The following is a 13534-nucleotide window of genomic DNA, read 5'->3' as shown; positions in this document are numbered from 1 at the left end:
AGGTCATGAGCATATTTTCATGACCTTGTCGCTTTAATTTGTTATTTCATTATTTTTGTATCAATTAAAAAAATAAAATACGCATATCAAAGAACGTCGATTATTTTCATTTTCTGCTTCATCATCATCTTAACGAATCTACCCTATAAATCTTATTAAATATGAATGTGATCAATCATGTTTAATAGTGATATCAGTCAATTGGGCTTGCAATATATCAGTTAGATCTTGAGGTGCAATTTCAATTTCTAACCCTCTTCTACCGCCTGATATAAACATGGTTTTGTGTTGGTTGGCGCTACTGTCAATGAGTGTAAAAAGTTGTTGTTTTTGACCTAATGGGCTAATTCCACCCACCAAATACCCCGTTACCTTTTGGGCTAAATTAGCATCGGCTAAATCTATTTTTTTACAGTTTAGCCTCTGTGCTACTTTTTTTAAATCTAAATGCTCATTAACAGGTAATACGCACACCGCTAATGTTTTATTATTACCATTTAAATTGACAATCAGCGTTTTAAATATTTGTGATGCGGTGACATTTAAACTGGGATCGAGTTTATCAACCGCTTCTTGCCCATAGTTAGTTTGGTTGGGATCGTGTTTATATTGGTGGATATTAAATTTGATTTTTAACTTTTTAAGTAAATCAATTGCAGGAGTCATAGTTTTTATCCAATAGATTTAGTTAAATCAAAATAGTATAGGGAAAATGATATCCTTACCAAAATAAAGTTGGGAAGGATATGAATAACAATTAAAGAATTAATTTGTGGTCTTCTTGATTTTTATCATCATTGTTAGGCGGTGCTACTGAGTTAGATGCACTATTTGCTAGCGTATAAAGACGATAGAAGAAGCTAGTAACAAAAGCATCAAAAAAGATACTACAGAAAGAGAAGATTGTATCAAGGACAAAATTGTCACTATCAAATGCAATAGCTAATCGAGCAAAAGCCATCACAAATGCTAGGTAGATTAATACCATCAAAATAGCTGAGCGCCACTGTGTTTTTGATAACTGAATGCTTAATGAAAGTGAGTCAAGAATATTGCTTTGATTAGGCTCAACCAGCGAAGCAAAAAAGAAGTTACAAAAGATAACTAAAATTAGGGTTGGAATTAGTAGTACTAAAAAAATTAATATAAAAATAAGTGCCTTAGGTAAAAACAAATTTAGACTAATAAGCACTATAGATAACATAAATGAGACTAAAAATATAAAGACGCCAATGATAAGATAAAAAATAATAATTTTTAATGTATTTGATAACGCTTTAGATAGTAATAGATTAAAATTAAGTTTATCGCTGATATAAAGGTTAGAAATTGTTGCTATACTAATTGCTTTTAAAATAATGCCAATTAACAATGTTAACATCACGAATAAAACATAGTTAGTTAAATTTCGTGAAAAATAGATTTGTTCAACTAGATTTTGTTTGTCAAAGAAAGAATTAAAAAACGCATGAATTAAAGCTAGCGTTATACTAACAAGAACAAATTGCGTAATACGATTACAAATAAAATTGCGAGTTTGTGTAAAAGTTAAAGAAAAAGGGATTTGTTTTTGCATTTCTATATAAGTTCCTTATAGGTGGTAACAACTTTAGTTACCACAATTTATAATATAAATAATCAAGCTTCTAAGCTAAGCTTGCAATAATGAAATATCAGCGACTTTTAAGAATAGGTTTTGTAGCTTTTTCAACAGTGCTAATCGATTAAGTTTAATTTTTTCATCGTCAACCATAACCATGACTGAATCAAAAAATGCGTTTACAGTGTCTTTTAGCGACGATAATTCAACTAACGCATCTTGATAACGACCTTGGTTAAAATAAGGCGTAAGTTTATCGGTTAAAATTGCCAATTTTTTAGCTAATTCGCCTTCAGCGCCTGCTTCTAGCAAGGCTGCATTGATCTGCTCTGGAATAGCTATCTCGGCTTTAGATAAGATATTTGATACTCGTTTATTCGCTTCTGCTAATGATGAGGATTCTGGCAAGGTTCTAAAGTGAGTGACTGCTTTAATGCGCGCATCAAAATCAGCTGGTTTTGTTGGATTAAGCGCTAAAACCGCTTGAATAGTATCAATAGCAAAGCCTTGTTCTTGATACCAAGCGCGGAAACGACCTTGCATAAAATTAACAATATCTTCAACTACATTTTTATTATTCAGTTTTTCGCCATATAACGATGTGGCATAATTTGCTAATTCAACAAGATCTAACGGCAATACTTTCTCAACAATGATGCGTAATATTCCAATAGCCGCTCTGCGCAATGCAAAAGGATCTTTGTCACCTTTAGGATGCTGACCGATGCCAAAAATACCCGCTAAGGTATCCATTTTTTCAGCAATAGAAACCGTACAAGAAACCACAGTACTTGGTAACTCATCACCAGCAAAACGTGGTTTATATTGTTCTTCAATTGCAGTAGCTACTTCAATATTTTCGCCGTCTTTAAGCGCTAAATAGCGCCCCATAATACCTTGTGTTTCAGGAAATTCGAAAACGGTATTGGTTACTAAATCGCATTTAGTTAATTTACCTGCTCGTTTCGCTTGTTCAATATTTGCGCCAATTTTTTCAGCAATAAAGCCGGATAGTAGCTCAATGCGAATTGATTTCTCTTTAACTGTTCCAAGCTGTTGTTGGAATAAGACTGTTTCAAGGCGAGGCAAGCGATCTTCTAAACGCTGTTTTAAATCGGTTTGGTAAAAGAATTCAGCATCAGCAAGGCGTGGGCGAACCACTTTTTCATTACCCGAAATCACAACTTGTGGATCTTTCGATTCAATATTCGCCACAAAAATAAAGTTTGGTAATAATTTGCCTTGTTTATCATAAACAGGAAAGTATTTTTGATCGCCTTTCATGGTATAAACCAGTGATTCGGCTGGAACTTGTAAAAATCGCTCTTCAAATTTAGCGGTTAGTACAACAGGCCATTCAACGAGAGAACAGACTTCTTCAAGTAGCGTGTCAGTTAAATCAGCCTTACCATGAAGTTTAGCCGCTTCGCTTTCGGCTTGTTGCTTAATCATAGCTTTTCGCTTGCCATAATCAGCAATGACTTTACCACGCTGTTCTAAAATGTCGGGATATTGATCGGCATTATCGATAGTGAACTCTTGTTCTCCCATAAAACGATGACCACGAATAATTCGGTTTGATTCAATATCTAAAATTGTACCTGTTACAATCTCATCCCCATAAAGCATTGTGACCGTATGGCATGGGCGAATAAATTCGACTTGACGAGCAGCCCAACGCATTGGTTTAGGGATAGGTAATTTGCTTAATGCCGTTTTAACCATATCACATAAAAGATTGACTACTGGTTGACCTTTTTGATTGTGAGTATAAGAAAGCCATTCGCCTTTATCGGTTTTTATACGCTGGGCTTGATCAACCGTAATACCACAACCTCGTGCCCAACCTTCGGCCGCTTTAGTTGCATTACCATTGGCATCAAATGCCGCACTGATCGCCGGACCGCGTTTAACAATTTGGCTATCGGGTTGTGTGTTATTTAAATTTAAGACTTTTAACGCTAAACGGCGAGGAGATGCATACCAAAGTACTTCGCCATGTTCTAAATTGGCATTATCAAGCTGCTGTATAAAATTAGCCGCAAAGCTTTCTGCTAAAGTGCGGAGTGATTTTGGTGGTAACTCTTCGGTACCAATTTCCACTAAAAATGTTTTTTGCATAATCTTTTAATTCCTACTTTGATGCACTTTCGTTAGACTGTGAATTTTGACACATAGGAAATCCAAGTGCTTCACGTGATGCGTAATAGGCTTCCGCCACCATTTTGGTTAATGTTCTGATGCGTAAAATATAACGTTGTCGCTCAGTCACTGAAATCGCTTTACGTGCATCAAGTAAATTAAAACAGTGGGCGGCTTTTAAAATACGTTCATAAGCTGGTAATGGAAGTGGTTTTTCTAACTCAAGCAAAAATTTTGCTTCTTTTTCGTGTTGCTCAAAACAATAAAATAAAAATTCAACATTCGCATATTCAAAATTATAAGTGGATTGCTCAACTTCGTTTTGGTGAAATACATCGCCATAAGTGGTTTTACCAAATACACCATCGCTCCAAACTAAATCATAAACGCTATCCACTCCTTGAATATACATCGCTAAGCGTTCAAGCCCATAAGTGATTTCACCAGTAACAGGCTTACATTCAAGTCCACCAACTTGTTGAAAGTAAGTAAATTGGGTTACTTCCATCCCATTTAACCAAACTTCCCAACCTAGCCCCCATGCCCCGAGTGTTGGGTTTTCCCAGTTATCTTCCACAAAACGGATATCATTAATAGTTGGATCGAGCCCTAGCTCTTTTAATGAACCTAAATAAAGCTCTTGAATATTATCTGGAGATGGTTTTAAGATAACTTGAAATTGGTAATAATGTTGTAACCTATTTGGGTTTTCACCATAGCGACCATCAGTTGGCCTACGTGATGGCTGAACATAAGCTGCATTTATCGGTTCTGGGCCTAATGCGCGTAAACAGGTCATAGGGTGAGAAGTCCCCGCACCCACTTCCATATCTAAAGGCTGAATCACTGTACAGCCTTGATTCGCCCAGTAATCTTGTAACGTAAGAATTAACCCCTGAAAGGTTTTGACATTAAACTTTTGCATGATGTTATCTTTATGGTTGAATTGATATTTCGACTATTTAAATAGTGCTATAGTTTATACTTTTTATCAATACTTGTGAAATGCCTAATTTTATTCTATTTGATATATTGCCTAATTGGATTGAAGTTGTTAAAAAGACATAAAAGGCTACCCAATAAACAAATGTCGTGTTTTATAATTCATTGATTTAAATAAAAATAAAAATCAAATAAAATCAATATGTTTTCTGAATGTTTTTAGGGGAAAAATGGAGGGATTAAGAATTTTGTGGATAAAATTAACGGTTGATGAAAATTCGCTGCTTATTGATTTTTATGATAAAAAAAACATACCATATGCATGGTTGCCGAATGTTGTCTACAGCCACCAGGCTTTGTTGCGCGGTTTTAATACACTAGCACTAATTTGTTCCCGATAAAATGGTATCTCACCAAATATCCCTGTTTGGTGGGCGCAACTCCAATTCTGATGCCAATAAAAATAGTTTTAATAACTTTTTAGTGATACAAAAGGATTCAGTTTTTATAAAAGGTAAAAAAATTAAATAAAATCAATTGCTTTTCTGAATGTTTTTTGCGTATAATTAAGGTTATTTTGGGAATTGGGTGAGGTGTATAAAAATACCCTAAGCCAAAGTAGCCAAAATAACTAATTTTATACCTAAACACAAATGTACGTGAAAGTTTTGATAATGCTTTCTAGTTTTATTAGAAATCTAAGTAAAGCAAAATTACATTACCAATATTCTATTCCACGTACTATTTTTCTCTCTATATTCACCAATTTTGTTTCCGCATTTTCTTCATTATCGTCTGTTAAAATTCTTGTTGCGGCTGTCCAATCTCCATACTCATTCCTATTATGATAAGATGATATAATCTTACCTTTTTATCACCCAAAATAGTTGTAATGCTTTCTAATAAACCATCAGAGTAAGTACCAATAGTTTGTTTTTTTAATATGTCTTGAATAAGGGGGGATATTCAATAATTGGAGAATATTCATTAAACGCCTGTATTCGATCAAACTTTGTTTTATTATCACATCCTATTAATGTAATAACAAAGCAGCTGATGAAGATAAATTTACCGATGCTCTTCATTCCGTAATTCCTTAAGCTTTTATTGTCATTAATCATTCAAAAATAAACCCGCTTGCAATCAGCGGGTTTATTAATTTAATAGTAAATGATTATTAAACGTCTAAATAATCCAATATTCCTTCGGCTGCTTTTCGTCCTTCGCTAATAGCAGTGACTACTAGATCAGAGCCACGAACAGCATCGCCGCCAGCAAAGATTTTGGGATTGCTGGTTTGATAACTGTTAGCTTCTGGCGCGATGATTCGGCCTTGTGGGTCAAAATTAACACCATGCTCAGTCAGCCAAGGCATGGCATGGGGTTTGAAGCCAAATGCCATTATTACGGCTTCGGCAGGTAGAATAAATTCAGAACCTTCAATAATAATTGGTGAGCATCGTCCTTTTTCATCAGGTTCACCAAGTTCAGTTTTGACCATTCTTACCCCCGTTACTTGCCCTGTACCATTAATTTCAATACTTAAGGGTTGGACATTGAATTGGAAGTTTGCACCTTCTTCTTTGGCGTTTTTGACTTCTCGTTTTGAGCCTGGCATATTGGCTTCATCTCGGCGATAGGCGCAGGTGACTTCGCTTGCTCCTTGGCGAATAGATGTTCGTATACAGTCCATTGCTGTATCACCACCACCTAATACCACAACACGCTTACCTTTCATGTCAATGTATGGTGTATCTTGGGTTTGTGGGTGATTCATAAGATGCTTTGTATTGGCTATTAAAAATGGTAAGGCATCATAAACACCGTTGGCATCTTCATTTTTTAGTCCTGCACGCATGGATTGATAGGTACCAGCACCGACAAAAACGGCATCAAATTCATTAATCAAATCATTTAATTGAATATTTTTGCCGACTTCAGTATTGAGACGGAATTCAATACCCATTTCAGTAAATATACGTCTGCGATTGATTAATACGTCTTTATCAAGTTTGAAGGCAGGAATCCCAAATGTAAGTAATCCACCAATTTCAGGATGACGATCGAAGACGATAGGCGTTACACCATTGCGCACTAATACATCGGCACAAGCAAGACCAGCAGGACCAGCTCCAATTACGGCAACTTTCAATCCTGTTTTTTCGACATTGGATAAATCAGGTTTCCATCCCATTTTAAACGCGGTATCTGTTATATAACGTTCAATATTGCCAATGGTGACAGCACCAAATTCTGCATTTAAAGTACATGATCCTTCACAAAGGCGATCTTGTGGGCAAACGCGTCCACATACTTCAGGCAAGCTATTGGTTTGGTGAGATAGTTCAACCGCTTCTAATATTTTACCTTCATTAACCAATTTTAACCAATTTGGGATATAGTTATGTACAGGGCAACGCCATTCACAATAAGGATTGCCACAAGCTAGGCAGCGATCTGCTTGCGCTTGGGATTGTGAGGCGGAAAAGCCTTCATAAATTTCAACAAATTCTATTTTGCGAATGTTTAGCGATTTTTTGGGCGGTTCAACACGTTGTAAATCGATAAACTGGTAAACATTTTGACTCATTTCGTGCTCTCCTTACTTACTGTGCTTGAATGCGTAGTTCTGCTGATGAGCGGCTACGGTGCCCTAATAAGGCTTTGACATCACTGGATTTAGGTTTGACTAAGACAAATTGTTTAGCAAAGTCATCCCAATTAGCTAAAATGTCCTCAGCTCGTGATGAATGCGTAAGTTGAGCATGTTCCATGATTAAACCACGCAAATGTTCTTCGTGGATAGAGTAATCAGCAACATTGAGCAATTCTATGAGTTCTTTGTTAATGCGTTTATGGAAATCACCGTCTGCATCTAAGATATAAGCAAAACCACCAGTCATTCCTGCACCAAAGTTAATGCCTGTTTTTCCTAACACGCAGACAATACCGCCAGTCATATATTCACAGCCATTATCACCTATTCCTTCAACCACACTAATTGCGCCTGAGTTTCGCACAGCAAAACGTTCACCCGCGCGACCGGCAGCAAATAGTTTGCCGCCTGTTGCACCATATAAACAGGTATTTCCGGCAATAGTTGCTTCATGGCTTAAAAATGCCGAACCTTGTGGTGGACGAATAACAATACGCCCACCGGTCATACCTTTACCAACATAATCATTCGCATCACCAGTTAGCGTTAAGTCTACGCCACCAGCATTCCATACGCCGAAGCTTTGACCAGCAGTCCCATTAAAATTGAGCGAAATAGGATCAGTCGCTAAACCTTGATCGCCATATTTTTTGGCAATATAGCCAGATAAGCTAGTGCCCACAGAACGGTCAGTATTTTGAATGTCAAAATAGAAACTTTTGCTTTGGCGATTATCAACACATTGTTGCGCTTGTGTGATGATCTCTTTATTTAGTACACCTTTATCAAATGGCTTATTGTCTTCAACGCAATAAACTGGTTTACCATCAATTGGTTTTGCTGTTTTTAGCAATCCTGATAGATCCAATTTTTGTTGTTTGGCGGTGATCCCTTCAAGTTCTAATAGTAGATCTGTGCGCCCAATTAGATCGACAATACGACTTACGCCAAGTTCTGCCATGACTTCTCGAGTATTACGAGCAATAAAGCGGAAGTAATTCATCGCTTTTTCAGGCAGGCCGTGATAGTGCTCACTACGTAATTTTTCGTCTTGCGTTGCAACGCCAGTTGCACAGTTATTTAAGTGACAAATACGTAGATATTTACACCCTAAAGCAACCATAGGACCTGTACCAAATCCAAAGCTCTCAGCACCTAAAATAGCAGCTTTTACAATATCAGCACCTGTTTTTAAGCCGCCGTCAACTTGCAGGCGTATTTTGTGACGTAACCCATTGGTAACTAATGATTGTTGTGTTTCAACCAATCCAAGTTCCCAAGGTGAACCGGCGTATTTTACCGAGGTTAATGGGCTAGCCCCTGTGCCACCGTCATAACCTGAAATAGTAATTAAATCGGCATAGGCTTTAGCAACGCCTGTTGCGATGGTACCAACACCGGGTTCAGATACGAGTTTAACCGAAATCATGGCGTGTGGATTGATCTGTTTTAAATCAAAGATTAGTTGTGCCAAATCTTCAATCGAGTAAATATCGTGATGTGGTGGTGGTGAAATTAATGTCACACCGGGTACAGAAAAGCGTAATTTTGCAATATATGGTGTGACTTTGTCGCCTGGTAATTGACCGCCTTCACCTGGTTTTGCGCCTTGTGCTACCTTTATTTGGATAACATCAGCACTCATTAAGTAACTTGGTGTTACGCCAAAACGACCAGATGCAACTTGTTTTATACGTGAAACTTTTATGGTGTTGTAACGTGCAGGATCTTCCCCCCCTTCCCCTGAATTGGAAAATCCGCCTAGTGTATTCATCGCTGTGGCAAGGGATTCGTGCGCTTCTGGACTTAGTGCTCCAATGGACATGGCTGCTGAATCAAAGCGTTTAAATAATGACTCTTCGGGTTCGACTTGCTCAAGCAGTATGGCTGCATTTTCAGGTGGATTGAGTTTTAATAAATCGCGTAATGTGGTAATAGGGCGATGATTAACAATATCAGCATAACGTTTGTAATCTTCATAATTGCCATTATTGACCGCTTTTTGTAGTGACTGCACAACATCAGGGTTATAGGCATGATATTCGCCACCATGAACAAATTTAAGTAGTCCACCTTGTTCTAATGGTTTTCTTTTTAACCATGCACTTTTCGATAAGTTAAATTGGTCTTGCGTAAAATCATCAAAATTAGCGCCACTAATGCGGCTAGTGACACCTTGGAAACAAAGTTCAACCACATCTTTATGTAAACCAACGGCTTCAAACAGTTTTGAGCAACGATAAGATGCGACTGTTGAAATGCCCATTTTGGACATAATTTTATATAAACCTTTATTAATCCCATTGCGGTAATTAACTATCGCTTCACGATGAGATTTGTTTATTGTGCCATTATCCACCATTTGGGATAAGGTTTCATAGGCTAAATAAGGGTAAATTGCTGTTGCACCAAAACCAAGAAGTACGGCAAAGTGGTGAGGATCACGACAACTTGCCGTTTCAACAATAATATTGGCATCGCAACGTAAATTCTTTTCAACTAAGCGTTGCTGAACAGCCCCAACTGCCATAGGTGCTGGAATTGGTAGACGGTCGGGAGCAATATTTTTATCTGATAAAATCAGTAATACGGTGCCATTGCGAACTTTTGTTTCAGCATCACCGCATAATTGTTCAATCGCGTCACGTAAGCTACCATCAATTTCATAAGTGATATCTAATGTTTCTGATTTGTAGTAACGTGATTCTAGCGCCGTTAATTGTTGTAGATCCGAATACACTAAAACAGGATATTTAAAAGCAACTCGATGCGCTTGGCCTTCTGCCTCGGCAAACACGTTCATTTCACGACCAATACTGGTTGAAAGTGACATAACGTGCGATTCGCGTAGTGGATCGATAGGTGGGTTAGTAACTTGCGCAAATTTTTGGCGGAAATAATCATAAATTGATCGAGGTTTATTTGATAATACCGCAAAAGGTGTATCATCGCCCATTGAGCCAGTAGCTTCTTGACCATTTTCGCCAAGTACTCGGATGCATTGATCGAGTTCTTCAGCACTATAACCAAACTGTTTTTGGTAGGTTGCTAGTAATGTATCATCATAATCGCGCGAACCGATGCTATCATCGGGTAAGCTTTCAAATGGGATTAGTTGCTTAACATTTTTTGTCATCCATTCTTTATAAGGATGACGTTTTTGTAAATCATTGTCGGTTTCATCAGATTGTAAAATGCGGCCTTCTTCCGTATCGATAACTAACAATTCACCTGGACCAACACGTCCTTTAGTAACTACTTCGTCGGGCTGATAATCCCAAATACCAATTTCAGAGGCACAGGTGATAAGTTTGTCTGTGGTAATAACATAACGTGCAGGGCGTAATCCATTACGATCTAAGTTACATGCCGCATAACGACCATCAGACATAACAATGCCAGCAGGCCCGTCCCAAGGCTCCATATGCATTGAGTTGAAATCGAAAAAGGCACGCAGGTCTTCGTTCATGTCAGGATTATTTTGCCATGCAGGTGGAACCAATAAGCGCATAGCTCGTACAATATCCATTCCTCCTACAAGAAATAGCTCTAGCATGTTATCTAATGAACTTGAATCAGAGCCCGTTACATTAACAAACGGGGCGGCATCTTGTAAGTCTGGAATGAGTGGCGTTTTAAATTTGTATGAGCGCGCTTTTGCCCATTGGCGGTTACCTTCGATGGTATTGATTTCACCATTATGCGCCAGATACCGAAAAGGTTGCGCTAACGGCCAACGTGGCACGGTATTAGTTGAGAACCTTTGATGGAATAAACAAATAGCCGTTTCCATGCGAATATCAGCCAAATCTAAATAGAATCGAGGTAAATCTTTAGGCATACACAAGCCTTTATAGATATTGACCTGATTGGAGAAGCTACAAACGTAAAATGTATCGTCTTTCACCCGTTTTTCAATTCGACGACGCACCATATATAAACGACGCTCTAAATCGATTTTAGTCCAACCAGCAGGGGCGTTAACAAACACTTGTTCGATTTTTGGTAGTGATGATAATGCTATTTCGCCAAGTACGCTTTTATCAATCGGTACTTCGCGCCAACCTAAAATAGATAAGGTTTCTTCAGCGAGTTCTTGTTCAACAATATCACGGCTAGCTTGTGCTTCAGTTTCATTTTGGCTTAAAAATAACATACCAACGGCGTAATTGGTCGCTAATCGCCAACCTGCATCTTGTGCTACTAATTTAAAAAAACGGTCGGGTTTTTGCAATAAAAGACCACAACCGTCGCCAGTTTTGCCATCAGATAAAATGGCGCCACGGTGTTGCATTCTGGCTAAGCCATGAATTGCAGTACGCACCACTTTATGACTTGGTTGCCCTTCAATGTGAGCAATTAGCCCAAATCCGCAGTTATCTTTTTCATGATGCTGGTTATATAACATATCATTGCCTCTAATTCATCGCTTTTATAATTTGAGAAGGTATAGGCATTAATCCCATATTAGGTGTGAAGTTAATTAAAAATCAGTTTTTGGTCAAATAAATATTACTTATAACTTAATTTTTTGATAACTAAGACTAAACTTATTAATAAAACTAATAAGTGGTAGTTGTGTATTTACTAGGGGTATTTACACAAAAATTTACTTTTTAGGTTATATATTTGTAAAAAATATTCAGGATTCTATACCGTTTGGTGGTTATTTGGGAATTTACAATATCTATCTGTTAAAATATTTGATAACTATCATATCAATTAAAAATTCACTAAACCTGCTTGCCTACAAAAAATGGAAAAGCCGAAAGCGTGATACGTAATTTCATGGTGATGTTGTATAATCAATAAAATAGTAGTTATGTAAAAGATAAAAAAACAAAAATTAATTAATTTTAAGTAAAAGACCTTATGTATTGTTAGATGATTATTTTAATCATCGGGTGTAAACAATCCAGTATTTTTATACACAGCGACTATAAGTGACAATTGTTATGCTGTTATAATTTGTTATCTTTTATTTTTAATCTATCAATAATGCAAACTAAAATTACAATTGTAGGTGCTGGCGCTGCTGGGCTTTTTTGTGCTGGCTTACTCGGTCAAAAAGGGTACGATGTTACCGTGATTGATAATGGTAAAAAACGAGGACGTAAAATCTTAATGTCTGGCGGGGGTAAATGTAACTTTACTAACTTGTCGATTGAACCGAGTAATTATATTTCTGACAATCCGCATTTTTGCAAATCGGCTTTAAAACGATTTACCCAGTGGGATTTTATTCAATTGGTGAATCAATATTATATTGCCTATCACGAAAAAGAGCATGGACAATTATTTTGCGATAATTCAGCGCAAGATATTGTTGATATGTTATTAAAAGAGTGTCAAAAAGGGCATGTTAAGTTTATGATGCAGACCCAAGTTGAAGATATTGATAGTGATGGGCAAAGATTTAAATTACATACCTCTCAAGGTATGATTGATAGTGACAATCTTATTATTGCAACCGGTGGTTTATCTATGCCAGCTCTCGGTATGACTTCAATAGGTTATAAAATTGCTGAAAAATTTGCCATCCCAGTTGTGCCTGTGAAAGCTGGACTTGTTCCGTTTACGTTGCATAAACCTTTACTTGATGTGTTATCAACCTTGTCTGGTATTGCGGTACCAGTTGAAGTATCTAATGAACGAATCAGCTTCAAAGAAAATTTATTATTTACTCACCGAGGGCTTTCTGGACCAGCGATTTTACAATTGTCGAGTTATTGGCAAGCTGGTGAATCAATCACTATTAATTTATTACCTGAATTAGCATTTGAATCATCGTTTAAACCATTATTAGCACAAAATCGTAATCAAACTATAAAAAATTGCTTAGCACAGATTTTACCGAAAAGGCTTATTGAAGCATTAATACAATTAAATTTAATGGACGATTTAACGGTGAAACAGCTTACTCCTAGGCAACAGCAGCAACTTTATTACAATCTAACACACTGGAAAATTACTCCAAATGGAACAGAAGGTTATCGTACTGCCGAAGTAACACTGGGTGGTATAAGCACTGATGCGTTATCCTCCAAAACTATGGCGGTTAAAACACTTCCTAACCTCTATTTTATTGGTGAGGTGGTTGATGTTTCGGGGTGGCTCGGAGGTTATAATTTCCAATGGGCATGGAGTAGTGCATTTGCATGTGCTCAGGCGTTTAATTGATCGTTTTTGATGCT

General features: G+C 37.2%; 7 protein-coding genes. 1 reads left to right on the top strand and 6 read right to left on the bottom strand.

From position 1 onward, the window contains the following. Positions 1–171 precede the first annotated feature (171 nt). From ybaK to gltB, 6 genes are all read right to left on the bottom strand, one after another. Positions 172–666, bottom strand: coding sequence for a Cys-tRNA(Pro) deacylase (gene ybaK / locus A9G41_RS12225; RefSeq protein ID WP_065582321.1), 495 nt, complete (start codon positions 664–666; stop codon positions 172–174). 91 nt (positions 667–757) lie between these two features. Continuing rightward, positions 758–1576, bottom strand: coding sequence for a hypothetical protein (locus tag A9G41_RS12220; protein ID WP_065582322.1), 819 nt, complete (start codon positions 1574–1576; stop codon positions 758–760). A gap of 75 nt (positions 1577–1651) precedes the next feature. Continuing rightward, complete coding sequence (gene glyS, locus A9G41_RS12215) at positions 1652–3724, bottom strand: glycine--tRNA ligase subunit beta (RefSeq protein WP_065582323.1); 2073 nt, start codon at positions 3722–3724, stop codon at positions 1652–1654. A gap of 10 nt (positions 3725–3734) precedes the next feature. Beyond that, positions 3735–4667, bottom strand: coding sequence for a glycine--tRNA ligase subunit alpha (gene glyQ / locus A9G41_RS12210; protein ID WP_065582324.1), 933 nt, complete (start codon positions 4665–4667; stop codon positions 3735–3737). 1194 nt (positions 4668–5861) lie between these two features. Then, on the bottom strand, positions 5862–7274 hold the full coding sequence (locus A9G41_RS12205; protein WP_065582325.1) for an FAD-dependent oxidoreductase: 1413 nt from the start codon (positions 7272–7274) through the stop codon (positions 5862–5864). A gap of 16 nt (positions 7275–7290) precedes the next feature. Continuing rightward, positions 7291–11748, bottom strand: a complete 4458-nt coding sequence (gltB, locus tag A9G41_RS12200) for a glutamate synthase large subunit (RefSeq protein ID WP_065582326.1) — start codon at positions 11746–11748, stop codon at positions 7291–7293. A gap of 590 nt (positions 11749–12338) precedes the next feature. Here gltB and A9G41_RS12195 point away from each other — a divergent pair. Continuing rightward, positions 12339–13520, top strand: coding sequence for an NAD(P)/FAD-dependent oxidoreductase (locus A9G41_RS12195; RefSeq protein ID WP_065582327.1), 1182 nt, complete (start codon positions 12339–12341; stop codon positions 13518–13520). Positions 13521–13534 lie beyond the last annotated feature (14 nt).

Source organism: Gilliamella sp. Nev5-1, assembly GCF_001690895.1.
Classification (GTDB): Bacteria; Pseudomonadota; Gammaproteobacteria; order Enterobacterales; family Orbaceae; genus Gilliamella; species Gilliamella apicola_C.
Note: the sequence above shows the minus strand (reverse complement) of the source record. Positions and strands in the feature narration are given on the sequence as shown.

Coding starts and splice junctions, on each gene's coding strand:
- ybaK (WP_065582321.1), bottom strand. CDS start 666: ATGACTCCTGCAATTGATTTACTTAAAAAGTTAAAAATCAAATTTAAT.
- A9G41_RS12220 (WP_065582322.1), bottom strand. CDS start 1,576: ATGCAAAAACAAATCCCTTTTTCTTTAACTTTTACACAAACTCGCAAT.
- glyQ (WP_065582324.1), bottom strand. CDS start 4,667: ATGCAAAAGTTTAATGTCAAAACCTTTCAGGGGTTAATTCTTACGTTA.
- A9G41_RS12205 (WP_065582325.1), bottom strand. CDS start 7,274: ATGAGTCAAAATGTTTACCAGTTTATCGATTTACAACGTGTTGAACCG.
- gltB (WP_065582326.1), bottom strand. CDS start 11,748: ATGTTATATAACCAGCATCATGAAAAAGATAACTGCGGATTTGGGCTA.
- A9G41_RS12195 (WP_065582327.1), top strand. CDS start 12,339: ATGCAAACTAAAATTACAATTGTAGGTGCTGGCGCTGCTGGGCTTTTT.